A 24,622-nucleotide genomic window follows, 5' to 3' on the forward strand; every position below is an offset into this window, starting at 1 on the left:
AGGCGATCGAACTACCGTCGGCTTCGCGGCGCGCCACGATGCGGGCCGAAACCTCGGGCGGGCTGGCGGATGAACACCCTCGATTGGCTGGTGCCGACCCTGGCCTTCCTCGCGCCGATGCCGCCGATGCGGCCGGAGCCGCCGAAACCGCTGCGCGGCAACGCCTGGGCGGCGGGCATGGTCATCGGCAGCGTCTGCCTGATGATGGTGCTGCCGATGTTCACGATCTGGAGCTTCTGGGGGCCGCACGATTCCTTCCAGGTCCGCTGCGAGGCCTCGGGCGGCCGCGTGCTGCAGGACCCGGCGATCGGGGTCGCGCCCTACCGCTGCGACCGCAGCGGGGCGGCCTCGCCCCGCTGACGCCCACGCCTCAGGCCTCGAGCTTGGCCACCAGCGCGTCGGACAGGGCGAAGTTGACGTAGACGTTCTGCACGTCGTCCTGGTCCTCGATCACCTCGACGAGGCGGATCAGCTTCTCGCCGGTCTCGTCGTCGACGTCGATCGTGTTCTGCGCCTTCCAGACGAGGCCGGTGCGGGTCGGCTCGCCGAAGCGCGCCTCCAGGGCCTTGGTGACCTCGCCGAAGGAGTCCTGCGCGCAGGTGATCTCGTGGCCGGATTCGTCCGAGCGCACGTCGTCGGCGCCGGCCTCGATCGCCGCCTCCAGCATCGTGTCGGCGTCGGCGACCGAGGCCGCGAAGCCGACCACCCCGACGCGGTCGAACATGAACGCGACGGCGCCGGTCTCGGCGAGGCTCCCGCCGGACTTGGTGAAGGCCGAGCGCACGTCGGAGGCCGTGCGGTTGCGGTTGTCGGTCTGCGCCTCGACGATCAGCGCGGCGCCGCCCGGGCCGTAGCCCTCGTAGCGGATCTCCTCGTAGGTCTCCCCGTCGGCACCGGCCGCCTTCTTGATCGCCCGCTCGATGTTATCCTTGGGCACGTTCTCGGCGCGGGCCGCGATGATCGCGGCGCGCAGGCGCGCGTTCATCGCCGGATCGGGCAGGCCGAGCTTGGCCGCCACCGTGATCTCGCGGGCGAGCTTCCCGAAGAGCTTCGAGCGGACGGCGTCCACCCGGCCCTTGCGGTGCATGATGTTCTTGAACTGGGAATGGCCGGCCATGGCGTCGCGCGTTCTTTGGGTCTTGGCGGCGGAGGGCTCGCGCCCTCGACGCCGCCGGGCGGGGATGCCGCGGTTTATACGCGCGTGCGGCGCGGGGAGGCAACGCGGGCGGCACACGGGAACGCGATCGGCCGACGACGGAAAGATCGGCGGCGACGGGCGTTCACGAACCGCGGCCGACCGGCGCGCCGACGAGGACAGAATGCGAAAACAGGTTGAGCGGAAACGGACGGTCGTGGTCACGGGCGCCAGCGCCGGCGTCGGCCGGGCGGTCGCCTGCGAGTTCGCCCGGCATGGATGGAACGTCGGCCTGATCGCCCGAGGCGAGGCCGGCCTCCACGGGACGATCGAGGACGTGGTGCGGGCCGGCGGACGCCCGATGGCGTTCGCGGCCGACGTCGCCGACGCGGACGCGGTGAGCCAGGCGGCCGCCGAGGTCGTCGCGGCGTTCGGCGGCATCGACGTCTGGGTCAACAACGCGATGGTGACGGTCTACGCGCCCGTCCAGCAGACCTCCGCCGAGGAGTTCCGTCGCGTCACCGAGGTGACCTATCTCGGCCAGGTCCACGGCACGCTCGCCGCGCTCGAGCACATGGTGCCCAAGGATTCCGGCACCATCGTCCATATCGGCTCGGCCCTGGCCTACCGCTCGATCCCCCTGCAGGCGACCTATTGCGCGGCCAAGGCGGCGGTGCGCGGTTTCGTCGACTCGCTGCGCAGCGAATTGCTGCACGACGGCAGCAAGGTACGGCTGACGATGGTGCAGCTGCCTGCGGTGAACACGCCGCAATTCGATTGGGCCCGCTCGGTGCTGCCGCGCAAGCTCGAGCCGGTGCCGCCGATCTACCAGCCCGAGGCGATCGCCCGCCACGTCTACGCGGCCGCGCAGGCAGCGCCGCGCGAGCTCTGGATCGGGACGTCGGCCTGGAAGGCGATCGTCGGCAACATGGTGATCCCGGGCTGGATCGACGGGTATCTCGCCCGTCACGGATATCGCGGGGAGATGACCAGCGTGCGCGCCAACAAGCACCGAGCCGACAACCTCTACGAGCCGGTGGACACCGATCCCGGCGCCCATGGCCGTTTCGACGACCGCGCCGTCGGCCACGTCGCCGCCGCCGACCCGAAATGGCTGAAGCTCGGCCTTGCCGCGGCACTGGGCCTCGTCGCGGGGACGACGCTGTTCGCGACGGAAGCGCAGGGGCGGCACGATGCGCGCCGGCAGTCGGCCGGTCGCCGGCTCGCCTGTCGCGACTGACGGGTCAGGCGCTCGCGTGCCACTCCCTCAGGCCCGCGAGCGTCACGACCCCGTCCGCCCACGCGAACCCGAAGACGTGCCGGTGCGGATGCCCCGGCTCGCCGAGATCCGACACCGCCGAGAACGCGCCGTCGAGGCGGTGGCTCTCGGTGTAGCGGCTGCGGGTCGCCAGCACCGGCAGGCCGGCATCGAGCGCCGAGCGGATGCCGGCGGCGGAATCCTCGAACGCGATCGCCTCCGACGGCGCGATGCCGAGGCGTTGCACCGCGAGATCGAAGATGTCGGAGGCCGGCTTCTTGCGGGCGGCCTCGTCGCCCGAGGCGATCACGTCGAAGGGGCGGTCGCCGGCCGGAAAGTTGACGGCGAGGAGCGTGTCGACGTTGGCGCGGGTGGTGGTCGTCGCGATCGCGAGCCGGACGTCGCCCGCCCGCGCCTCGGCGATCAGCCTCGCGACGCCTGGGCGGAGCGCGAGCGCGCCCTCCGCGACGAGGCCGCCGTAGATCGCGGTCTTGCGGGTGTGGATCTCCGGCATGCGCGCTCGCAGGCCCGCGGCATCGCCGTGGCGGGTCGCGACGTAGTGGGCGAGCCGCTCCTTCCCGCCCATCACCGTCAGCAGGTCGGCGTAGCACGCCGGGTCCCAGTGCCAGGGCAGGCCGAGCTCGGAGAAGGCGTGATTGAAGGCCTGGCGATGCAGGTCCTCGGTCTCGGCCAGCGTCCCGTCGACGTCGAAGATCAGCGCCTTCAGCATGAGGTCGCCATCAGCATCGGATCGCCCGGCCGCTCGCCGCCTCGGCGCCGGCGCGGATCGCGGCGATCCGCTCGGCGTAGCGGTCGGGGCCGTCCTTGAACACCGCGTTGCCGGCGACGAACACGTTGGCGCCGGCGGCCGTCGCACGGCCGACCGTCTCGGCGTCGACGCCGCCGTCGACCTGGATATCGATGGCGCGGCCCGCGATCATCGCCTTCACCCGCGCCACCGTCTCCAGCGCGCTTCCGAGGAAGCTCTGGCCGCCGAAGCCCGGGTTCACCGTCATCACCAGCACCATGTCGGCGAGGTCGAGCAGCGGCTCGACCATCGCGGCGGGCGTTCCCGGGTTGAGCGCGATGCCGGTGCGCTTGCCCAAGCCCCGGATGGTCTGGAGCGAGCGATGGCTGTGCGGCCCGGCCTCGACGTGGACGGTGATGCCGTCGGCGCCGGCGTCCGCGAAGGCCGCGAGGTAGGGGTCGGCCGGCGCGATCATCAGGTGCACGTCGAAGAACTTCTTCGTGTGCGGGCGCAAGGCCTTCACCACCGGGGGCCCGAAGGTGATGTTGGGCACGAAATGCCCGTCCATCACGTCGAGATGGATCCAGTCGGCGCCGGCCGCGTCCACGGCGCGGGTCTCCTCCGCCAGCCGTGCGAAGTCGGCCGACAGGATCGAGGGGGCGATGATGGCCTTTGGCATGCGGCAGGTTCCGAGACGCGCGGGGCCGACACGCCCTCGCGCGGGCTGATGAGGGGTGGGGAAGCCCGGCCAAAACAGCCGGACTTTTTGCCCGCGACGACCCGTGCGGTCAGGCGAGCCGGCGCTTGCGCTCGACGAGTTGCATGATGATCGGCGTGAGGATGAGCTGCATCGCGAGGTCGAGCTTGCCGCCGGGGATGACGATCGAGTTGGCCCGGCTCATGAAGCTGCCCTCGAGCATCGAGCGCAGGTACGAGAAGTCGATGCCCTTGGGGTCCTTGAAGCGGATCACCACCATCGATTCGTCGGCCGTCGGGATCCAGCGGGCGATGAACGGGTTCGAGGTGTCGACCGTGGGCACCCGCTGGAAGTTGATGTCGGTCCAGGAGAATTGCGGGCAGATGGTCTGCACGTAATCCGGCATCCGCCGCAGGATCACGTCGGTGACCGCATCGGTCGAATAGCCCCGGAACGACCGGTCCCGGTGCAGCTTCTGGATCCATTCGAGGTTGATCACCGGCACGACGCCGATCTTCAGGTCGGGGTAGCGCGCGAGGTCCAGGGTCTGGTCGACGACGCAGCCGTGCAGGCCCTCGTAGAACAGCAGGTCGGAGCCGGGCGCGAAATCCTCCCACTCGGTGAAGCTGCCCTGCGGCCGCCCGTAGCGCGCGGCGTCCTCGACGTCGTGGACGTAGTGCCGGGTCCGGCCCCGCCCGGACTCGCCGTAGGTGCGGAACACCTCCTCGAGCTCCGGCAGGAGGTTGGCGCGCGGCGCGAAGTGCGACAGCGTCGGCTCCGCCGCCATCATCGCGTGCATTGTCTCGCGGTCGAAGGCATGGAAGCCGTCGCCCTCGATGTAGACCGCCGACACGTCCTCGCGCCGGAAGATCTGCTCGAAGGTGTTGCGCACCGAGGTCGTGCCGGCCCCCGAGGAACCGGTGACCGAGATGATCGGATGCCGCGCCGACATGCTGCTACCGGGCGTGTCCCGAGGTCACGAGCGCATCAGCCCGCGCTGCCCGAACAGGGGGGAGCGCCCGGCGGCGTGGTTGCGCCCGTCGTAGTACTTGGCGACGCTGGCGACCTCCTCGACCGAGCCGAAGACCAGCGGCACGCGCTCGTGGATGCCGGCGGCGGCGATGTCGAGGATGCGGCGCTCGCCGTCGGTGGCGCCGGCGCCGGCCTGCTCCATCAGCATGGCGATCGGGGCAGCCTCGTAGAGCAGGCGCAGGCGCCCTTGCGCGTAGCCCTTGCGCCCGTCGCCGGGGTACAGGAACACGCCGCCGCGCATCAGAACGCGCTGCGCGTCGGCCACCAGCGAGCCGAGCCAGCGCATGTTGTAGTCCTTGTCGTGCGGGCCCTCGGCGCCGCGCAGGCAATCCTCGATGTAGGCCTTGATCGGGCCGTCCCAGTGCCGGGCGTTCGAGGCATTGATCGCGTATTCCTTGGCGGCCGCCGGCACCTCGAGCGCGGCATGGGTCAGGCGGAAGGCGCGCTCGGCACGGTCGAGCACGTAGACCTGGGTGCCGTGGCCCAGCGTCAGGATCAGCGCCGTGGCCGGCCCGTAGGTGACGAAGCCGGCCGCCGTCTGCGCCGTGCCGGGCGTGGTGAAGGAGGCGATCGGGTCGCCCTCGGCGGTCACGGCCGGGCGGATGCCGAAGATGGTGCCCACCGCCATGTTCACGCCGATGTTCGACGAGCCGTCGAGCGGGTCGATCGCGACCGCGAGCGGCGCCCCGGCGTTGAGGTGCATCACGCCCTCGGCCTCCTCGGAGGCGACCTCGGCGACGGGCGCGCCCTGGAGGGCTTCCGTGACGCGCCGGTGGGCGATCACGTCGAGCGCCTTCTGCACGTCGCCGTCGCTGTTGTGCTCGCCGGCCGCCGCGAGGTCGCCCCCGAGCGCTCCGCGCCCGATGACCTCGCTGATGTCGATGGAGGCCGCCGCGATCGCGGCGATCACGGCGGCGGTGTCGGCCAAGTGCGGCTCCGCCGCGACAGCCTCGGCGAGGCATGCATCGAGCCGCGATCCGAGTGCCGGTGAACCTGTCGACATCCGCTTGCCTTTCCGCCCGAGATCCTGCCGCGCCGTCATGCGTGCGACGGCGCCTGCCGCACGCCTTACCTGCCCGAAAGCCGGCAGGATACCGCACGCGGGTCGCCCTTCACCAGGGACCGACGCCGCCTGTGGGCAAGAAATCTAAAACTTCTTGCGGCCGATTACAAAAAAACTAAAAACAGCGCATGCGCAACCTGTCCCTCAAGCAACTTCAGGCCGTCGCGGCGGTGGCACGTCTCGGCACCATGACGCGGGCCGCCCAGGAGCTCAACGTCACCTCGGCCGCCCTCTATGCCCGCATCCGCCAGCTGGAGGAGGAGGCGGGCCTGCTGCTGTTCGACCGGACGCCGACCGGGTTGAAGCCGACCGATGCGGGCCGCGAGATGCTGTGGGCGATCGACAGCATCAACACCGTGCTGGAGACCTGCGCCGACAAGCTCCGCATCCTCAAGGGCGGCGCCGGCGGCCGGGTGACGCTCGGCGTGGTCTCGACCGCGAAGTACTTCGCGCCGCAGGTGATCGCCGGCTTCGTGAAGGCGCATGCCGGCGTCGAGATCAACCTGTCGGTGCGCAACCGCGGCAACACGGTCGAGGCGCTGCGCAACTACGAGATCGACTTCGCGATCATGGGCCGGCCGCCGCGCGACTTCGCGATCGAGGCCGAGATCTTCGGGCCGCACCCCCTGGTGCTGATCGCCGATCCCAACCACCCCCTGGCGGGGCGCCGCGGGCTGACCAAGGCCGACATCGCCGAGGAAGCCTACCTCGTGCGCGAGGACGGATCGGGCACCCGCACGGTGTTCGAGGAATTCATGAACGGGATCATCATCAAGCGGGCGAAGCTCGGGATCGATTCCGGCTCGAACGAGACGATCAAGCAGGCGGTGATGGCCGGGCTCGGGATCGCGCTGCTCTCCGCGCACACGGTCTCCGCCGAGGTCGAGGCCGGCCGTCTGGTTCTGCTCGACGTCCAGGGCCTCCCGATCCGGCGCGACTGGTACGCGGTCCGCCGGGCCGACAAGGTCCTGGGTCCGGCGGCCGCCGCGTTCTGGGAGTACCTGATGCAGGACGGCGCCCGCTGGTTGCCGGGGGTCGAGGTGCTCGGCCAGGAGACGGTCGCCGCGATCGCCGCCGGGGGCAGGGCGTGAGCGCCGGCCTCGTCGTCGTCGGGGGCGGGCAGGCGGGGTTCCAGGTCGCCGCGTCGCTGCGCGAGGCCGGGTTCGCCGATCCCGTCACCATCGTCGCCGACGAGTCGAACCTCCCGTATCAGCGGCCCCCGTTGTCGAAGGCCTATCTCGCCGGCAAGACCGACGCCGTGGGGCTGCACCTTCGCCCCGACGCCTTCTACGCCGAGCACCGCATCGCGGTCCGTTCGCAGACCCGGGCCGTCGCGATCGACCGGGCGGCCAGAACGCTGCGGCTCGGCGACGGGACCGTCCTCCCGTACGATCACCTCGTTCTCGCCACCGGCGCGCGCAACCGCCCGCTGCCGGTGCCCGGCGCCGACCTTGCCGGCGTGCGCCAATTGCGCGACCTCGCCGACGCGGACGCCCTGCGCGCGGCCTTGGAGATCGCGCGGCGGATCGTCGTGGTCGGCGCCGGCTTCATCGGCCTCGAGTTCGCGGCCGTCGCCGCCGCGCGCGGCCTCGACGTGACGGTGATCGAGGCCGCCGACCGCCCGATGGCGCGGGCGGTCTCGACCGAGACCGGGGCCTTCTTCCGCGGCGCGCACGAGGGGCTCGGCGTCCGCTTCGCCTTCGGTGCCGGCGTCGCGTCGATCGCGGGGGAGGGCGGCCGCGCCGGCGCCGTCCGCCTGTCGGACGATCGCGAGCTGCCTGCCGACCTCGTCGTGGTCGGGATTGGCGTGCTGCCGAACCAAGAGCTCGCGGCCGAGGCCGCCCTGTCCGTCGCGGACGGCATCCGGGTCGACGCGTTTCTCGCCACCGACGACCCGGCGATCTCGGCGATCGGCGACTGTACGCGCCATCCCAGCGCCTTCGCGACGGGATTGTCCGCGGACGGCACCGTGCGGATCGAATCGGTGCAGAACGCGATCGACCAGGGGCGGTGCCTCGCGGCCCGCCTCGCCGGCCGGCCGGCAGCCTACGCGGCGCTGCCGTGGTTCTGGAGCGACCAGGGTCGCTACAAGCTGCAGATCGCCGGCCTCTCGGGGCCGTCGGACCTGTCGGTCCGGCGGGGTGCCGGCGAGGCGTTCTCGGTGTTCCGCTACCGCGGCGCGCGCCTGGTCGCGGTCGAGTCGATCAACCGCGCGGGCGACCATATGATGGCCCGTCGCATCCTCGGCGCCGGACGGACGCCGACGCCGGAGCAGGCCGCCGACCCCGCCTTCGACCTCAAGGCGTTCGCGGTGGCGTGAAACGCATCGACCCCGCACGGCCGGGGCCGAACGGGGTCGATGGTCGTCGGATTGGGTGAGGCCCGACCCGCCCGGGCCGGGCGATCGCCCTCAGGAGATCAGGTCGAGCTTCGCGGCTTCGAGGCCGTTGCTGCGGACCGATTCCGGCAGCGCGAGGAAGTCGCGGTAGCCGGCCTCGCGCGCCATCGCGTCGAGGGCGGTCGCCTCGTCGTCGGCCGAGCCGGTCCACAGGACGATGCCGTTCTTGGTCTGACGAATCTGGAAGATGCTCATGGGAGCCCCGTCGCATGGGATGTTGAAAGCTTAACGTCCTCAATGCGGCGCGGTTGCAGGTATTCGGCCGCCTATTTCCAGGCCGTCGTCTACGCTCCCCGGGGCGTCGGCGCGTGCCTTCAAAACGCCGGGCTGCGGTGCGACAGGGCAGGCTCAGGCGAGCCCGCGGCCGCCAGCGAGACCACTGCCGTGATGCGATCCTTCGTTGCCGCCCTGCGTGTCGCCGGCCTCGCGGCGGCCTTCTGCGCGGGCGCATCGACCGCCGGCGCGGTCGAGACGGCGGCGGTGCCCGAGCCGCAATCCATCGCGCCGGCGATCAGCGTCGTGCCGGCCCAGACGCGGGAGATCGTCGAGCGGGCGGTCATCACCGGCACGCTGGTGCCGCGCGACGAGATCCTGGTGTCGCCGGAGATCGAGGGCTTCCGCATCATCGAGCTGCTGGCGGAGGAGGGCGACCGGGTCGCCGCCGGCCAGGTGCTCGCGAAACTCTCCACCGAGATGATCGCGACCCAGGAAGCCGCGAACGCGGCGGCGGTCGCCCGGGCCGACGCCGCGATCGTTCAGGCCAAGAGCCAGATCGTGCAGTCGGAGGCGGCCCAGACCGAGGCGCGGCTGTCGTTGGAGCGCGCCCAGGCCCTGATCAAGACTGGGAACGCCACCGCCGCGATCCTCGAGCAGCGCGTCTCCGCGGCACAGGGCGCGGACGGCAGGCTCGCCTCGGCCCGTGGCGGCCTGCAGGCCTCAGAGGCCGATCTCGCCACCGCCAAGGCCTCGGGTGCCGAGATCGCGCTCAAGCGCGCCCGCGCCGCGATCCGCGCGCCGGAAGCCGGGATCGTGAACCGCCGCACCGCCCGCGTCGGCGGAACCGCGACCGCGGCCGGCGAGCCGCTGTTCCGCCTGATCGCGCGCGGCGAGATCGAGCTGGAAGGCGAGGTGCCGGAGACCTGGCTGCCGCGGATCAAGATCGGCGATCCGGCCCAGCTCGACCTGGAGGACGGGCGCAAGATCGTCGGCAAGGTCCGCCGGGTCTACCCGGAGGTCGACCGCACCACGCGGCTGGGCAAAGTCCGGATCGCGCTCGGCGACGATCCCGCGCTCCGCATCGGCGCCTTCGGTCGCGGCACCGTCGAGGTGGCGCGGCGAACCGGCGTCGCGGTCCCGGTCTCCAGCCTCCTGTTCGCGGCCGACGGCAATGCCGGGGTCCTCGTGGTGAAGGACGAGCGGGTCGAGGCGCGCAAGGTCGTGCCCGGCCTCTCCGCCGCGGGGTTCTCCGAGGTTCGCAGCGGGCTTGCCGCCGGCGAAACCGTCGTCGCGCGCGCCGGAAGCTTCCTGCGCGACGGCGACCGGGTGCGGCCCGTGCCGTCCGAGACCCTGACGCCGCTCGCCGACGCGACCGCGCGCTAGGGGCGACGTCATGCGCCTCAACATCTCCGCCTGGTCGATCCGCCGGCCGCTGCCGTCGATCGTCCTGTTCCTCGTATTGATGCTGCTCGGCTTCGTTAGCTTCCGCTCCCTGCCGATCACGCGCTTTCCCAACATCGACATCCCGATCGTCTCGGTGACGATCACCCAGTCGGGCGCGGCGCCCTCCGAGCTTCAGACCCAGGTCACGAAGTGGGTCGAGGATTCGGTGGCGGGCGTGAAGGGCGTCAAGCACATCCTCTCGACCATCACCGAGGGCTCGTCGGTCACCACCATCGAGTTCCGGCTCGAGGTGAACACCGATCGGGCCATCAACGACGTGAAGGATTCGGTCTCGAAGATCCGCCTGAACCTGCCGCGGACCATCGACGAGCCGATCATCAACCGCGTCGAGATCGCCGGCCTGCCGATCATGGTCTACGGCGCGTCCGCGCCCGCGATGACGCCGGAGGACCTGTCGTGGTTCGTCGACGACGTGGTCGCCCGGTCGATCCAGGGCGTGCGCGGCGTCGGCGGCGTCGAGCGCCTCGGCGGCGTCGCCCGCGAGGTCCGCGTCACCTTGAAGCCCGACCGGCTGCTCGCGCTCGGCATCACCGCGGCCGACGTCAACCGGCAGCTGCGCCTGACCTCGGCCGACATGGCCGGCGGACGCGGCGAGGTCGGCGGCCAGGAGCAGTCGATCCGCACGCTCGCGGCCTCGGCGACCCTCGACACGCTCGGCGCCACATCGATCGTCGTCTCCGGCAACCGCAAGGTGCGGCTCGACGAGCTCGCGACGCTCACCGACACCGCCGAGGAGCCGCGCACCTTCGCCCGCTTCAACGGCGAGCCGGTGGTCGCCTTCGCGATCTCGCGCTCGGCCGGCGCCAGCGACGCCGAGGTCTCGGTCGGCGTGGCCGACCGGATCGCGTCGCTGCACGCCGCCAACCCGGGCGTGCGCTTCGACCTGATCGACACCTCCGTCACCAACACGGTCGGCAACTACCATTCCGCGATGCTCGGGCTGCTGGAGGGCTCGGCGCTGGCGGTGATCGTCGTGCTGCTGTTCCTGAAGGACTGGCGCGCGACGCTGATCGCGGCGGTGGCGCTGCCGCTCTCGGTGCTGCCGACCTTCTGGGTGATGAGCACGCTCGGCTTCTCGCTGAACGCCGTCAGCCTGCTCGCGATCACGCTGGTGACCGGCATTCTGGTCGACGACGCCATCGTCGAGATCGAGAACATCGTCCGCCACATGCGGATGGGGAAGACGCCCTATCGCGCGGCCCTCGAGGCGGCCGACGAGATCGGCCTCGCGGTCATCGCCATCACCGCGACGATCATCGCGATCTTCGCCCCCGTCTCGTTCATGGGCGGCATCGCCGGGCAGTACTTCAAGCAGTTCGGCCTGACGATCGCGGCCGCCGTGTTCATGTCGCTGCTGGTCGCGCGCCTGATCACGCCGCTGCTCGCCGCCTACTTCCTGCGCGACCACGGGCCGGAGGACACGCGCGAAAGCGTCGTGATGCGCGGCTACACCCGCCTCGTGGCGTGGTCGGTGCGGCACAAGTTCGTGACGCTGGTGGCGGGGCTGGCCTGCTTTGCCGCCTCCATCCTATCCACCGGCCTGCTGCCGTCCGGCTTCCTGCCGGCCGAGGACGCGGCCCGCACGCTGTTCGTGGTCGAGCTGCCGCCCGGCGCCAAGCTCGCCGAGACCACGCGCGTCACCGACGCGCTGGTGGACAAGATCCGGACGCTGCCCGAGGTCCGCAGCGTGTTCGTCGACGGCGGCCGGCAATTGCCGGGGAAGAAGGAGGTGCGGCTCGCCTCGCTGACCATCAACCTGACGCCGAAGAACACGCGACACCGCACGCAGAAGGAGGTCGACGTTGCCGTCGGCGCGACCCTGCGGCAGCAGCCCGACATCCGGTTCTGGGCTTTGCGCGAGGGCGGCCAGCGCGATCTCGCGCTCATCATCGCCGGCCCCGACAAGGCGGTGGTCGCCGACGTGTCGCAGCGCCTCCAGCGCGAGGCGGCTCAGGTGTCCCACCTCGTCAACGTGATCTCGACCGCGCCGCTCGACCGCACCGAGATCCGCATCCGCCCCAAGGCCGGGGTCGCGGCCGATCTCGGCGTCTCCACCGACCTGATCGCCGAGACGGTGCGCGTCGGGACCATCGGCGACATCGGCGCCAACCTCGCCAAGTTCAACGCGCGCGACCGTCAGGTGCCGATCCGGGTGCAGCTGCCCGAGACCCTGCGCGGCGACCTCGCCCAGCTCGAGACCCTCAAGGTCCCGGTCAAGGGCGGCGCCGCGGTGCCGCTCTCGACGGTGGCCGACCTGTCTCTCGGGCAGGGCCCGACCGCGATCGACCGCTACGACCGGGCGATCCGCGTGGCGCTGGAAGGCGACATGCAGGGCTCGGACGCCCTCGGCTCGCTGATCGACCAGGTCATGCACCTGCCGACCGCCCAGGCCCTGCCGCCGGGCGTGACCATCAGCCAGACCGGCGACGCCGAGGTGATGGGCGAGGTGTTCTCCGGCTTCGCCCTCGCCATGGGCGCGGGGCTGATGATGGTGTTCGGCGTGCTGATCCTGCTGTTCGGCTCGTTCCTGCAGCCGATGACGATCCTGTTCTCGCTGCCGCTCTCGATCGGCGGCGCGATCCTCGGGTTGCTGGTGTTCCACAAGCCGATCTCGATGCCCGTCGTCATCGGCATCCTGATGCTGATGGGCGTGGTCACGAAGAACGCGATCATGCTCGTCGATTTCACCGTCGAGGAGATGGGTCGCGGCGTCGACCGCGCCACCGCGATCATCGATGCCGGCCGCAAGCGCGCGCGGCCGATCGTGATGACCACGATCGCCATGGCCGCCGGCATGGTGCCCTCCGCGATGGCGCTCGGCATCGGCGGCGAGTTCCGGGCCCCGATGGCGATCGCGGTGATCGGCGGCCTCATCGTCTCCACCGGCCTGTCGCTGGTCTTCGTGCCGGCGATCTTCGTGCTGATGGACGACCTCTCCCGCCTGATCGTCCGCCTGTTCTCCCGCTTCGTCGGCGCGCGCGACGACCCGGAGGAGGCGGGGCGCGCGCCTTCCGGCCATCCCGCCAACGATGGGCGGGGCTACCCGGCGCCGCCTCGGGTTGCCGCGGAGTAGGGGACGCTTCGGCGCACGCGCATCTTCGATCGGGGCGCGGACATCGCGTTCGGGCGGTCGATCCGAGCGCTTCGCGGTTCCGTCATCCCGCGATGAGAGGCCTGTCGCTCACCGCGCCGGCGCCGCAAGCGCCTTCGGCCCATGATCCACCACCGCGTTGCCGACCACGGCCGCGATGGAGAGCAGGGCGGGCAAGGCCGGCGCGCGATCGTGCCGCCATCGTCGAACACCGCGCCTCGCGTGCGCCCAATGGGCATGACGTGCCATCGCCCTCGTGCGGCAAGCGCGCACAAAGGCACTGCCCTCGTCCGCCCGCGTCCCTACATAGGGAGCGGGACAGGATCGGCCGTTTCGCGGGTCGATCGTCACGAGGCGCGTCGCCCCTTCGGAGCGCGCGCGAGATCAGCCAGGAGCAGGCCGCATGACCGAGACAGCAGGCTCGCCGAAGAAGGGCCGCAAGCCGGCGGATCCCGGCGCCCATCACGAGCCGCCGACGCTGCCCCCGCGCGAGGCGGCGGTGGAGGCGCTGATGCGGCTGGCGGCCGAGCAGCCCTGGAACGACATCGAGGTCGGCGACATAGCCCGCGAGGCGGGTCTGAGCCTGGCGGAGCTGCGCGACCTGTTCCCGTCGAAGGGCGCGATTCTTGCCGGCCTCGCCCGGATCATCGACCGCAAGGTGCTCGAGGAGGACGGTGCCGACCTCGCCGAGGAGCCGACTCGCGAGCGGCTGTTCGACGTGCTGATGCGCCGGCTCGACGCGATGACGCCGTACAAGCCGGCCTTGCGGCGCATCTCGTTCGCGCTGCGCGGCGACGTGCTGTCGATGCTGGCCCTGAACGGCGTGGCCCTGAACTCCCACCGGTACATGCTGGCCGCGGCCGGGATCGGCACCGAGGGCCCGCTCGGCCGGCTCAAGCTCCAGGGCGTCGTCATCGCCTTCGCCCGCGTGGTCGAGACTTGGCTGCAGGACGACGATCCGTCGCTCGCCCGGACCATGGCCCGCCTCGACAAGGAGATCCGCAGCGGCGAGCGCTTCATGGAACGCGCCGAGGACGCCCGCCGGCTCGTCGCGCCGTTCCGCGCGCTCGGACAATCGCTGCTCGATCGCCGGTCCCGGTCGCGCACGCCGGACGTGGAGGACGGCGAGCCGGCACCGAGCTTCTGACGCGCTGGCGCCCGCCATCGGGCCGGCCATCCGCGCCGAGGCGAGCGCCACGATCACACCGGGCGGTCGAACGCCCGCACATGTGGAATCCCGATTGACGCCACCGATGCCACCCCCTAAACGAGCCTACGTCGGCGCCGAGCGCCCGGCGAGCCCAGGTGGCGGAATTGGTAGACGCGCTGGTTTCAGGTACCAGTCTTGCAAGAGGTGAAGGTTCGAGTCCTTTCCTGGGCACCAATCCTAAACAGCCGTTAAGATCGAACAGCGTTTAGGTTCGCATCCCGTACCCGGAGACCCGGGGCGGGATTTTTGCGTTTCAGCACCCCTGCGCGCTGGGATCGGGCCGCGCGATCTCCGGTGTCGCCGGCACGGGATGCGGCCGTCTCACTTGCCCTTCGGCTTGGCGCGAAACACCACCGGGATCGTGAAGGTCAGCCCCTCGTCCGCGACGAGCGGCGGTGGCGGCGGAACCGGATCGGATCGGTGCATCATCGTCAGGGCGGCCTGATCGAGCGCGCCGTCGCCGGACCCCTTCAGCACCGTCGCCGAGACCACGTGGCCGACGCGGTCGAGGAGGAAGCTCACGAGCACCTCGCCGGTCGGATGCGTGGTGCCGCCCGGGTAGCGCTTGTGCCGGTCGAGATGGGCCATGAGCTGCTTCTGCCACGTGGTGCGGACGCGGCGGGCGCTCTCGCCGGTGCCGAGGACGGGCGCGGTCGCGATCGCAGCCTCCTTGACCGTCTCGGAGGTCGGCGCGGCGGCGGCCTCGGACGCGACCGACTCCGCCGACGGGCTGGTCTCGGCGACCTTGACCTTGCTCTCGTCCTCCTGCGGCTTGAGGGGCGCCTCCGGCGAGACGATCCGGTCGGGGTCCTCCGTCTCGGTCGGCACGGCCTTCGGCAGCTCGGTCGGGTCGTCGACGGCCTTCTGCTGGACGACGGCCGGCGAGGCGGCCGCATCGTCGGCTTCCGGCCCGGGCGGCAGGTCCGAGGGCTCGCGCCGCGGCGCCGTCATCTCCAGGCCGACCTCCAAGGCGACGGCACCGAGGTCGTCGGCCTCGTCTGGCTCCGCGGAGCCGAGCGCGAGCAGGCCGCCGCCGGCATGCAGCGCGAGCACGAACGCGCCCGCGGCCAACCAGAGCGGCCAGCCGAGGCGCGCCGTGCCGGAAGCCCCGAGCGCGTGTGCTCTGCCGATCCTGCCCGTCATGGCGCCCGTGGCGCCGGCCCCGCCGCATCCGCGGGCGGACCTTCGAGCGCGACGAGCGCGACCTTGAGGTAGCCGCCGGCGCGGAGAATCTCGAGGACGTCCATCATCTCGCCGTAGGGGACCGCGCGGTCCGCGCGCAGGAAGATGCGCCGTTCCCGGCTCGGATCGGCCTGCGCGTCGAGGGCCTGCGCGAGGTCCACGCGCCGCACCGGCGTCTCGCCGATCGCGACCGCGAGGTCGGCCTTGATCGTCACGTAGGTCGGCTTGTCCGGTCGCTTCTGCGGAACCGCGCTGTAGGAGGGGAGGTCGATCGGCAGGTCGACCGTCGAGAGCGGTGCCGCGATCATGAAGATGATCAGCAGCACGAGCATCACGTCGATGAACGGCGTCACGTTGATCTCGTGCGCCTCGCCGAACTCGTCGCCGTCCTCGTCGCCACCGAGTGAGATCGCCATGGTTCAGGGCCCCCCGCTCACTCGGCCGCCTGCGCCAGCGGCGCATGGCGCCCGACCTCGCCGCGCTCGAGCTCGCGCGACAGCAGCCGCATCGCCGTGCCGGAGGCGCGCTGGACCAGGTCGCCGTAGCTCCGGGTCGCCCGGGCGAAGTGGTTGTAGATGATCACCGCAGGGATCGCGGCGGCGAGGCCGATGGCGGTGGCCAGCAGCGCCTCCGCGATGCCGGGCGCGACCACCGCGAGGTTCGTGGTCTGCGCCCGCGAGATCCCGATGAAGCTGTTCATGATGCCCCAGACGGTGCCGAACAGGCCGACGAAGGGCGAGATCGCGCCGATCGTGGCGAGCGCGCCCATGCCGCGGCGGGCGAGGCGGCCTTCCGCCTTCACCAGCTCGGAGCAGCGCGAGACCGCCCGCTCCTTGATGCCCTCCGCATGGCCCTTGGAGATCCGCACCTCGTTCGCGACCGTGCCGACGAAGCGGTCGAGGATCGTGCCGCCCCTGCCGAGCGCCCGCTCGGCCTCGGCCAGCGAACCGGTCTCGGCGACGCGGCCGAGCGCCCGCACGAGGCTTCGGCGGGCGAGGCCGAGCTCGATCGTCTTCGCCACGAGGATCGTCCAGGTGACGACCGAGGCGAGCGCCAGCCCGCTCATCACCACCTTCACCAGGATGTCGGCGTTCAGGAACATCGACCACGGCGACAGCTCGTGGCCGCCGGGGGCCGAGGCGGAAATCGCCCTTCGCGGGCCCGGCTCCGGCGCCGGCGGCGCTTCGGCGGCCAGCGGCGCACGGGCCGAGCCGCCGACCTCGACCTCGGTCGGCCGCGCGGGCTTCGCCGGCGCGGGTGCGGCCGGCGCGGCGATCGCCGGCGGCGGGACGGCGCCCGGCTGCTGCGCCTGCGCCGGCGCCAGCCAGAGCAGGGGGGCGAGGGCGATCGCGCGGATCGCGGATCGCCGGCGGGGTCGATGATCGGTCATGTCTCGGCCCAGGTCCGGATCAGGTTGTGGTAGATGCCCGTGAGCCGCACCACCTCGGCGTGGTCGCGGCCCAGCTCCCCGACGAGCCCCTGAATGGAGGTGTCGAGGTCGTAGATCAGGCTGCGCGCCTGCGGGCTGCGGATCATGCTCTGCAGCCAGAAGAACGAGGCGACCCGCGTGCCCCGCGTCACCGGCGTGACCATGTGGAGGCTCGATGCCGGGTAGAGCACGAGGTCGCCCGCCGGCAGCTTCACCTCCTGCGAGCCGTAGTAATCCTCCGCGATGAGCTCGCCGCCGTCGTAGGTGTCGGGCTCGGCGAGGAAGAGCGTGACCGAGAGATCGGTGCGGATGCGCAGGCCCGTCATCGGGTCGCCGCGCACGGCGTTGTCGACGTGCACGCCGAAATGGTGCCCCTCGCCGTAGCGGTTGAACAGCGGCGGGAAGATGTGCAGCGGGATCGCGGCCGAGACGAAGAGCGGGTTGGCCAGGAGCGCGCCGACGATGCGCTCGCCGAGGCGCCGCGCGACCGCGCCGTTGGGCGGCAGCTGCTCGTTGCGCTTGACCAAGGCGGACTGCGAGCCGGCCGTGGACCGGCCGTCCTCCCACTCCGCCGCGTCCATGATCGCGCGGAACTCCGCGACCTCGGCCTTGCTCAGCACCTCGGGAATGCAGACCAGCATCGCTCAGAACCGCGTCTGCGCGATCAGCGAGATGGTGCGGCCGGGCTGAAGCTGCGTGAACGGCACGTTGCTCTGGTACAGCGCGTCGTAGATGCGCCGGTCCGTGAGGTTGGCGCCGTAGAGCTTCACCGTCAGGTTCTCGTTCACCTTCGCCTCGAGAAAGGCGTCGAAGCGCCAGTACGAGGGCAGGACGTTGGCGTTGGCCGCCAGCGTGCCGCCCGCCACCCGCGAGTTGTTGACCACCTGCGCGCCGACCTCGAACATCGGGGACAGCTGGTACTTCGCCAGCATGCTGAAGGAGCGGTTGGCGATGTTGGCCAGCCGGCTGCCGACGTTCTGCGGGATCGCGGACTGCGTCACCCGCGTGTCCATGATGACGTAGCCGCCGAACAGGCTGAGCCGGTCGCTGACCCTGCCGGCCAGCTCGAGGTCGAGGCCGCGCACCCGGTATGCGCCGGTCGCCGAGATCACCGCGTTGGTGCCGCTGCCGATCGTCTCGCGCGCGTTGTCCTTGACGGTGTTGAACAGGGCCGCGGTGGCGAGCAGGCGGCGGTCGAACAGCTCGGACTTGACCCCGATCTCGTCGGCCGTGTTCTGCTCCGGCGCCAGGATCTGGTTGCCGGCGAAGGCGGGATTGAGGCCGCCGTAGAGGGAGCTCGACGCGTCGAGCTCCGCGCCGACCGGGTTCGACGAGGTCGCGTGCGCGGCGTAGACGCTCACGGTCGAGGTCGGCTTCAGGGTCAGCCCGATGTTGTAGTTCAGGTTTCCGGAATGGGCCGACACCGAGCTGGTGTCGTTCGACGAGGTGATCGCGTAGTCGTCGAAGCGCACCCCGCCGTTGAGCAGCACGAGATCGCTGAAGTTCATTGTCTCGATCAGGTATCCGGCCTTCGTGTCGACCGGGATGACCGTCGGGTTGCCGGCCTTGGTCGGCCGGGTCGAGAACGGCAGCGTGTTGGGCGGGGTGAGGATGTTGATGCCGCGAAGCGTCCCGTTGCCGCTGAAGTTGCCTGAGAACAGTTCCGAGGTCAGGCCGGTATAGCCCTGGCGGCTCACCTCCTCGCGGCTGAACTCGGTGCCGAGGACCAGGGTGTGCTTGATCGGGCCGGTGTCGAAGCGGAAGGTCGCGTCGGAGATGTCGGCCGTGACGTCGACCGTCTGGTAGCGGCTCTGCGGGTTGAGGCTGAGCGTCGTGCCGTAAAGGTTGCGGTTGGCCGGGATCACCGGGGCCTCCGGCAGCGTGCCGACGTAGTCGAGCACCGAGTGCGCGGCCCGGAACCGGTTGCTGAGCGTGACCCATTCGGTCGGCGACCATTCCGCGGTCAGCGTCCCGGTATCCTGCTGGACGTGCTGGAAATCGCGGTTGATCAAGCCGTAATAGGTGTCGCGCGGCACGATGCTTTCGGTGAAGGGCCGCCGCGACAGGGCGTTGAAGGGCACCCCGAAATCGGGCAGCCCGTTCAGGTCGGTGTGGACGTAGTTGGCGGTGAACTTCCAGTCGTCGGCCGGCTTCAGCGTCACGGCGAGCGCCGCGCCGTCGCGGTCGTCGGTCACGAACCGCCGCCCGGCGACGCCGGATTCCTGGTACAGGCCGCCGATGCGGACCGCGAGCGCCGGGCTGATCACCTGGTTGAAGTCGAGCGTGACGCGGCCGCGGCTGTCGCTGCCGACCTGGCTTTCGGTGTTGTAGAAGTCGCCCGCCGTGGTGGCCTGCTTGGTGACGACGTTCACCGCGCCGCCCGCCGTGCCGCGGCCGGCGAAGGACGAGGCCGGGCCGCGCAGGATCTCGACCTGCTCGGTGAAGAAGTTCTCGCGCACGCTGACCGACGGGTCGCGGATGCCGTCGATGAACACGTCGTTGCGCGCATCGAAGCCGCGGATGAAGAAGCGGTCGCCGAAGGCGTTGCCGCCCTCGCCGGAACCGAGCGTCACGCCGGCGGTGGTCCGCAGGATGTCGCGGAAGCTGGTCGCGTTCTTGTCGTCGATCACCTCCCGCGTGACGACGGTGATCGACTTCGGCGTGTCGAGGATCGGCTGCGTGAAGCGGTTCGAGGACAGGCGGTCGGCCTTGTAGGGCGCGGCCGGGTCCGCATACGGATTGCCGCTGATGTCGCCCCGGGCCAGGATCGGCAGGCCGGCGCCGGTCGCGGCGGCGCCGATTGCGGGCGCCGCGACCGGAGGTGCCGCCACACGGCGGGCCCGCACCGCACGGCGCAGGGCCGTGCGTGCCTTGACCTGGGTCGGGCCGGGCTTCGGAGCGGGCGGCCGCTGCCGCGTGATCGGGGCGTCGATGTTCAGGGGCGGCAGGGCGGATGCAGGCCCCTGCTGCGCCTCAGCGCTGCCGACCGAGCCGACCGCGACGGCGCAGGCGACGCCGATGACGCCCTTCTGCTCCTTGAGCTTCGCGTAACGCCCATCGGCAGCAGGACGCAGCGACTTTGGAATACGAGATGAGCTCTGCACGATCTTCCGACCCCCCGGCACCCGCAGCGCCAGTCCTCGGGCGATGCGATGGCCTCAAAGGGCTCGGGAAAGATCTTCCGTCAACGAACGAATGTTGGAACAGAACCAAACTATGGCTGATTTCCGAGGCCGAACGACGATCATCGGCCCGATCGGAGATCGGAACTATTCCAGGTTGACGGATGGGATGCCGACGAGTTCCCCGGAATGACCATTCCCAGCAGGCCGTTGGGTCCGATTTCTGAATTGGAATAGGTCCAAGGGATCGCTAAGACCTTTTCGTCCCGCCCCGCGTGTTGCTGGGGAGACACAATTCACACCGATCGCGTCGCGGCTCGGATTAAAGCGCGCCCATCGCGGGCGCCGCTGCGTCCGGCGGGCGTCGACGCGGCGCGGTCCGTCCTGCCTGCGCCGGTGATTCCGGATCGCAGGACCCGTTCAATCCTGGCTCGGCGGCTTCATCAGCGAGAACAGCTCGTCGATCGCGTGGAGCGCGGTCGCTCGCACGTGGCCCTCGTCCTCCGCCCCGGTGATCCGGATGCCGCTCACCACGGCGCGGATCTCGTCGCGAAAATCCGAGAGGAAGCCGACCGGGTAGCGGTTCTCGCTCGCCATCCGGGCGATGACGCCGGTGAGCAGGATCTGCAGCCCGAGAACCCGGCCGTTGAGTTCGTCCATCGTCGTCCCCCGTCCCAGGCACGCGCTGCGCCATCCGGGCGCCGGATCGCCGAGCGATCCATCCGGACGGTCGCGAATGCGACGTGCACGGTCCGATCTATCCCAAAAGCGGGACGCCTCTGGAAGTGGCATCGTCACGTGGGTGCGGACGTGCGGACCGTCCGGCATCGTGGGCATGACGCCAGCTACCGCTTCGACGACCGACGCCGCGGACGGGGTCGAGAGCACGGGCCGTGGCGCGCAGCCGCATCGGCGCCTAGGGGCGCTCCGTGTGCGCGTCAGCCGAGAACCGCTCGCCCTTTCGAACGGCGTGCCGGCGACGATGCGGTGGCGGCGCAGGGCGCGTGGCATGGCGAGGCGTTCGCGATTGCGACGAGCCGTGAGAGGCGCGGTCGCCCCCGCTGGGTCGTGGAGCGGACCCATGCCGGGTTCGACCGCTTCCGTCGCCTGCCCGTCCGCTCCAAGCGACGCGCCGACATCCACGACGCCTTCACTGCCCTCGCCGCAAGCCTCATGACCCGCAACCAGATCTGACGGGTCTGTTAGGCGCTTCAAGATCGGCATAATTTCTTATGTAAAGATCGAAGCAGATATACTGTATTATTGCCTTCGTTCTGTGGATATTTTCAGTATTAACTCGATGTAAGGACTGCGCGCCGGCGCAACGGGCGCGAGCCGCAAAAGTACGATCTGCGGAGAATCGAGCGAGGCTGTTAACGGCTTGTTCGAACCTCGGAAAATAAACCTGACGGCATCGCGCGCCGGATCTGCGATCGGCGGACGCGCGCATATCGGGGGGCGAAGCATGGCCGAGCAGACGACGGGCATCTGGTATTTTGGCAATCCGGTGATCGACAGCCTGAACGTCGGGCGAGCCTGGATCGGACCGGACCTGACCTACAGCTTCGCCTACAGCGACATCAACGGCAACGGCGTCCCGGACATGGACGAGGGCGACTGGAAGCCGTTCTATCGCGAGATCATCGCAAATATCGAAAGCTTCACCGCCTTGCGCTTCACCGAGGTCGCATGGGGCGGCAATCTGAGCTTCAGGCTCGAGGAAGGCGGCGGCGGCGAATCGGTGCTGCCGTGGGTGGGCGTGACCAGCGCCGACAGCGTCATCGGCATCAACGCCAATGTGGCCGGATCGGCCGCGGCGGTGCGGCTGGGCACCTACTCGGAAACATGGTTCCACGAGACCGGCCATGCCCTGGGCCTCAAGCACAGTCACGACCTCGATTTCGGAAATGTCCTGGATGGCGCGACCTGGGCGGGCGATCCCGGCAGGCATCAGCTGAATTCTCAGCTGTACTCTGTGATGACCTACACCTCGCCATTCCTGGGCGAGGACAACCCGTTCACGCCCTGGGTCGATTACGGAACGCCGCTCAACGCCCAGCCCGGCTCTTATGCCGCGATCGACATCGCCGCGCTGCAGGCCATGTACGGCCGGTCCGAAAACGCCACCGGCGACACCGTCTATCGCTTCGGCGACGACGTCGACTTCAACCACGGATATACGACGATCTGGGATACCGGCGGCATCGACTCGATCGCGTACGTCGGCGACGTCCGTTCCAAGATCGATCTGCGCGCCGCGATGCTGAAGGAGGAGATCGGCGGCGGCGGCTGGGTGAGCACGTCCGAGACGTTCACCGGCGGCTTCACCATCGCCAACGGCGTCACGATCGAGAACGCGGTCGGCGGCCACGCGGCCGACATCCTGATCGGCAACGATGTCGCCAACCGGCTCGATGGCGGCGCCGGCGACGACAAGCTGACCGGCAATGGCGGCGACGACGCGCTCGTCGGCGGCACGGGCTTCGACACGGCGGTGTACGCGGGCAACCGCGCGGATTACACCGTGATCTGGAATCCCGCCGCGTTGAACGCCGGCTTCTCGATCCGCGGCGCGGCGACCGGCACGGATACGCTCAGCGGCATCGAGATGCTGTCGTTCGACGACGGCACGGTCGCGGTCGCCGACCTGATGGCTGCGTTGCGCGCGCGCGGAGGCGTCGGGCAGCAGGAAACCGTCATTCCGGCCGTGCTGGCCGCCGACATCCACGGCGCCTTCACCGCCACCGCCCAGGCCCGGTTCGACGATCCCGCCGGCGGCACGTGGCAGCGCGTGTTCGACTTCGGCAACGGCCCCGGGCAGGACAACGTGTTCCTGGGTCAGCGCGCCGACAGCACCGACATGATGTTCGCGATCTGGCGCGACGGCCGGCCCTACAGCATCACCGCCGCGAACGCGATCGTTGCGGGCGAGACGGCGACGTGGAAGGTCGCGGTCGACGACGGCGGCACGATGCTCCTGTCGAAGAACGGCACGCTGGTGGCGCAGGGTCAGGGTGTCGTCCCCGCCGACGTCGCGCGCGCCAGCGAACTGGTCGGCAAATCCAACTGGGGCTGGGACACGCCGCTGATCGGCAAGGTGCTCGACGTCACCGTGGCCCAGAATCCGGCGGACATCCATGGCGCCTTCGTGGCGGACGTCGTCGCCCGGTTCGACGATCCGGCCGGCGGCGCGTGGCAGCGCGTGTTCGACTTCGGCAACGGCGCCGAGCGGGACAACGTGTTCCTGGGCCAGCGCGCCGACAGCACCGACATGGTGTTCTCGATCTGGCGCGACGGCGAGGACCACAGCATCACCGCCAAGGACGCGATCGTCGCCGGGCAGGACGCGCACTGGACGACGAGCGTCGACGAGACCGGCGTGATGAAGCTCTACAAGGACGGCCTCCTGCTCGCCGAAGGGCACGGGGTCGTTCCTGCCGATGTCGTGCGCACCAGCGAGTTGGTCGGCAGGTCCAACTGGGCGAGTGATGCGCCGCTGCTCGGCAGTGCCGGCAAGGTCGACGTCCATGCCTACAGCGAACTGAATCATGCCGAAGGCGCTTTCTCGGTCAGCGCCGAGGCGCGCTTCGATGATCTCGGACACGGCTGGTACCAGCGGATCTTCGACACCGGCAGCGGCGCGGACACGAACAACATCTGGATGGGCCAGGTCGGGAACGGCGCCGACATGGCGTTCGAGATCATCGAGGGCGGCATCAAGCACCGGCTGGTCGCCAAGCATGCGATCACCCAGAGCGAAACCGCGCTGTGGCAGGCGAGCGTCGACGAGGGCGGCGTGATGCGCATCTACAAGGACGGCGTGCTGCTCACGCAGGGCGAGGGCGCGGTGCCGTCGGACGTGGTGCGCGGCCACAGCCTGATCGGCGCGTCCAACTATGCCAGCGATACCCCCTTGGTCGGCAGCGTGAACCATCTCGAGGTCCAGGCCCACAACGCGATTCCCGAGATCCACGGCGCGTTCGACGCCTACGCGACCGTACGCTTCGACGACCTCGATGCGGGCGGCTTCCAGCGCGTGTTCGACACCGGCAACGGCGCGGGGACGGACAACATCTGGCTGGGGCAGGTCGGGCAGTCCGACACCATGGCGTTCGAGATCTTCGACAAGGGCGTCGCACACCGGATCGCCGCCGCGGACGCGATCGTCGAGGGTGAGACGGCAACCTGGCATGCCGGCGTGGACAGCCACGGCCTGATGCAACTGTTCAAGAACGGTACGCTGCTGGCACAGGGGCAGGGCGAGGTGCCGGACGACGTGGCTCGCGCAAGCGATCTCGTCGGCGCCTCGAACTGGGCGAACGACGCCCATCTGAAGGGAATCGTCCACGACCTGTTCTTCGTCTGACGCCGCGACCGAGGAGCCCTCGTTCCGAACCCGCGCCCATCCGATCTCGATCGGATGGGCGCGTATCGCATGCGTCCCGCTCGTTCCGTGCCGATGCGGAGGTGCAGGTGGATCGCATCCCTTCGATCGGCCGGATTCGAAGGATGTGCATCGCGGGGCACGTGACGATGGCGGGGCGTGCGAGCGGCATTCGGCGGCTTGGTACCGTCGG

General features: G+C 70.3%; 20 protein-coding genes, 1 tRNA gene and 1 pseudogene. 10 read left to right on the forward strand and 12 right to left on the reverse strand.

What is annotated here, in order from left to right:
- The first annotated feature begins 69 nt into the window (after window positions 1–69).
- Window positions 70–360: a hypothetical protein gene (locus MKK68_RS14855; protein ID WP_147841609.1), complete on the forward strand. Its 291-nt coding sequence runs from the start codon at window positions 70–72 to the stop codon at window positions 358–360.
- A 10-nt stretch (window positions 361–370) separates the two neighbouring features.
- Here MKK68_RS14855 and MKK68_RS14860 read toward each other — a convergent pair whose 3' ends face one another.
- Window positions 371–1,117, reverse strand: a complete 747-nt coding sequence (locus tag MKK68_RS14860; protein ID WP_147727021.1) for a YebC/PmpR family DNA-binding transcriptional regulator — start codon at window positions 1,115–1,117, stop codon at window positions 371–373.
- Between the two features lie 202 nt (window positions 1,118–1,319).
- Between MKK68_RS14860 and MKK68_RS14865 the strand changes: the two genes are divergently transcribed.
- Entirely contained in the window at window positions 1,320–2,375 is a 1,056-nt protein-coding gene (locus MKK68_RS14865; protein ID WP_244030930.1) for an SDR family oxidoreductase, read from the forward strand.
- Window positions 2,376–2,379: 4 nt separating this feature from the next.
- Here the strand turns inward: MKK68_RS14865 and MKK68_RS14870 are convergent, their stop codons facing one another.
- From MKK68_RS14870 to MKK68_RS14885, 4 genes are all read right to left on the reverse strand, one after another.
- Window positions 2,380–3,123: an HAD-IA family hydrolase gene (locus tag MKK68_RS14870; protein WP_147727023.1), complete on the reverse strand. Its 744-nt coding sequence runs from the start codon at window positions 3,121–3,123 to the stop codon at window positions 2,380–2,382.
- A gap of 10 nt (window positions 3,124–3,133) precedes the next feature.
- Window positions 3,134–3,820: a ribulose-phosphate 3-epimerase gene (gene rpe / locus MKK68_RS14875; protein ID WP_244030934.1), complete on the reverse strand. Its 687-nt coding sequence runs from the start codon at window positions 3,818–3,820 to the stop codon at window positions 3,134–3,136.
- 109 nt (window positions 3,821–3,929) lie between these two features.
- Window positions 3,930–4,790 (reverse strand): phosphoribulokinase, encoded by an 861-nt coding sequence (locus MKK68_RS14880; protein ID WP_147727025.1) that lies wholly within the window; start codon window positions 4,788–4,790, stop codon window positions 3,930–3,932.
- Window positions 4,791–4,814: 24 nt separating this feature from the next.
- Window positions 4,815–5,873 carry a class 1 fructose-bisphosphatase gene (locus MKK68_RS14885; protein ID WP_244030935.1) on the reverse strand — a complete coding sequence of 353 codons (1,059 nt, stop codon included), beginning with the start codon at window positions 5,871–5,873 and terminating at the stop codon, window positions 4,815–4,817.
- 188 nt (window positions 5,874–6,061) lie between these two features.
- Here MKK68_RS14885 and MKK68_RS14890 point away from each other — a divergent pair, with 188 nt between their 5' ends.
- Window positions 6,062–7,024, forward strand: a complete 963-nt coding sequence (locus MKK68_RS14890) for a LysR family transcriptional regulator (protein ID WP_147727027.1) — start codon at window positions 6,062–6,064, stop codon at window positions 7,022–7,024.
- Window positions 7,021–8,253 carry an NAD(P)/FAD-dependent oxidoreductase gene (locus MKK68_RS14895; RefSeq protein ID WP_244030936.1) on the forward strand — a complete coding sequence of 411 codons (1,233 nt, stop codon included), beginning with the start codon at window positions 7,021–7,023 and terminating at the stop codon, window positions 8,251–8,253. Before MKK68_RS14890 ends, MKK68_RS14895 begins: the two co-directional genes overlap by 4 nt.
- Before the next feature lie 90 nt (window positions 8,254–8,343).
- Here the strand turns inward: MKK68_RS14895 and MKK68_RS14900 are convergent, their stop codons facing one another.
- Window positions 8,344–8,526, reverse strand: coding sequence for a hypothetical protein (locus MKK68_RS14900; protein WP_147841615.1), 183 nt, complete (start codon window positions 8,524–8,526; stop codon window positions 8,344–8,346).
- Window positions 8,527–8,718: 192 nt separating this feature from the next.
- Here MKK68_RS14900 and MKK68_RS14905 point away from each other — a divergent pair, with 192 nt between their 5' ends.
- The 4 genes from MKK68_RS14905 to MKK68_RS14920 all read left to right on the forward strand — a co-directional run bounded on the left by MKK68_RS14905 (window position 8,719) and on the right by MKK68_RS14920 (window position 14,486).
- On the forward strand, window positions 8,719–9,930 hold the full coding sequence (locus MKK68_RS14905) for an efflux RND transporter periplasmic adaptor subunit (RefSeq protein WP_244030937.1): 1,212 nt from the start codon (window positions 8,719–8,721) through the stop codon (window positions 9,928–9,930).
- A gap of 10 nt (window positions 9,931–9,940) precedes the next feature.
- Complete coding sequence (locus MKK68_RS14910) at window positions 9,941–13,084, forward strand: efflux RND transporter permease subunit (protein ID WP_244030938.1); 3,144 nt, start codon at window positions 9,941–9,943, stop codon at window positions 13,082–13,084.
- A gap of 421 nt (window positions 13,085–13,505) precedes the next feature.
- The gene (locus MKK68_RS14915) at window positions 13,506–14,249 is read left to right on the forward strand and encodes a TetR/AcrR family transcriptional regulator (protein WP_244030939.1); all 744 of its coding nucleotides are present in this window, start codon (window positions 13,506–13,508) and stop codon (window positions 14,247–14,249) included.
- 152 nt (window positions 14,250–14,401) lie between these two features.
- Window positions 14,402–14,486 (forward strand) — tRNA-Leu (locus MKK68_RS14920).
- Between the two features lie 147 nt (window positions 14,487–14,633).
- Here the strand turns inward: MKK68_RS14920 and MKK68_RS14925 are convergent.
- The 6 genes from MKK68_RS14925 to MKK68_RS14950 form a co-directional block, all read right to left on the reverse strand.
- Window positions 14,634–15,455: an energy transducer TonB gene (locus tag MKK68_RS14925; protein ID WP_244030940.1), complete on the reverse strand. Its 822-nt coding sequence runs from the start codon at window positions 15,453–15,455 to the stop codon at window positions 14,634–14,636.
- Complete coding sequence (exbD, locus tag MKK68_RS14930) at window positions 15,452–15,910, reverse strand: TonB system transport protein ExbD (protein WP_244030941.1); 459 nt, start codon at window positions 15,908–15,910, stop codon at window positions 15,452–15,454. Before exbD ends, MKK68_RS14925 begins: the two co-directional genes overlap by 4 nt.
- A gap of 17 nt (window positions 15,911–15,927) precedes the next feature.
- Window positions 15,928–16,884 carry a tonB-system energizer ExbB gene (exbB, locus tag MKK68_RS14935; RefSeq protein WP_244030943.1) on the reverse strand — a complete coding sequence of 319 codons (957 nt, stop codon included), beginning with the start codon at window positions 16,882–16,884 and terminating at the stop codon, window positions 15,928–15,930.
- Window positions 16,881–17,564, reverse strand: coding sequence for a Fe2+-dependent dioxygenase (locus MKK68_RS14940; RefSeq protein WP_147841747.1), 684 nt, complete (start codon window positions 17,562–17,564; stop codon window positions 16,881–16,883). Before MKK68_RS14940 ends, exbB begins: the two co-directional genes overlap by 4 nt.
- Before the next feature lie 3 nt (window positions 17,565–17,567).
- The gene (locus MKK68_RS14945; RefSeq protein ID WP_187274640.1) at window positions 17,568–20,027 is read right to left on the reverse strand and encodes a TonB-dependent receptor; all 2,460 of its coding nucleotides are present in this window, start codon (window positions 20,025–20,027) and stop codon (window positions 17,568–17,570) included.
- A 438-nt stretch (window positions 20,028–20,465) separates the two neighbouring features.
- Entirely contained in the window at window positions 20,466–20,705 is a 240-nt protein-coding gene (locus tag MKK68_RS14950) for a hypothetical protein (protein WP_147727275.1), read from the reverse strand.
- A 375-nt stretch (window positions 20,706–21,080) separates the two neighbouring features.
- On the opposite strand from MKK68_RS14950, the pseudogene MKK68_RS14955 reads away from it, so the two are divergent.
- Both MKK68_RS14955 and MKK68_RS14960 read left to right on the forward strand, forming a co-directional pair.
- Window positions 21,081–21,239 (forward strand): annotated as a pseudogene (locus MKK68_RS14955) (IS5/IS1182 family transposase); the annotation flags it as partial.
- 271 nt (window positions 21,240–21,510) lie between these two features.
- Entirely contained in the window at window positions 21,511–24,411 is a 2,901-nt protein-coding gene (locus MKK68_RS14960; RefSeq protein ID WP_244030946.1) for a M10 family metallopeptidase C-terminal domain-containing protein, read from the forward strand.
- The last annotated feature ends 211 nt before the right edge of the window (window positions 24,412–24,622 follow it).

The sequence above is a fragment of the Methylobacterium sp. E-016 genome (assembly GCF_022829745.1).
Classification (GTDB): domain Bacteria; phylum Pseudomonadota; class Alphaproteobacteria; order Rhizobiales; family Beijerinckiaceae; genus Methylobacterium.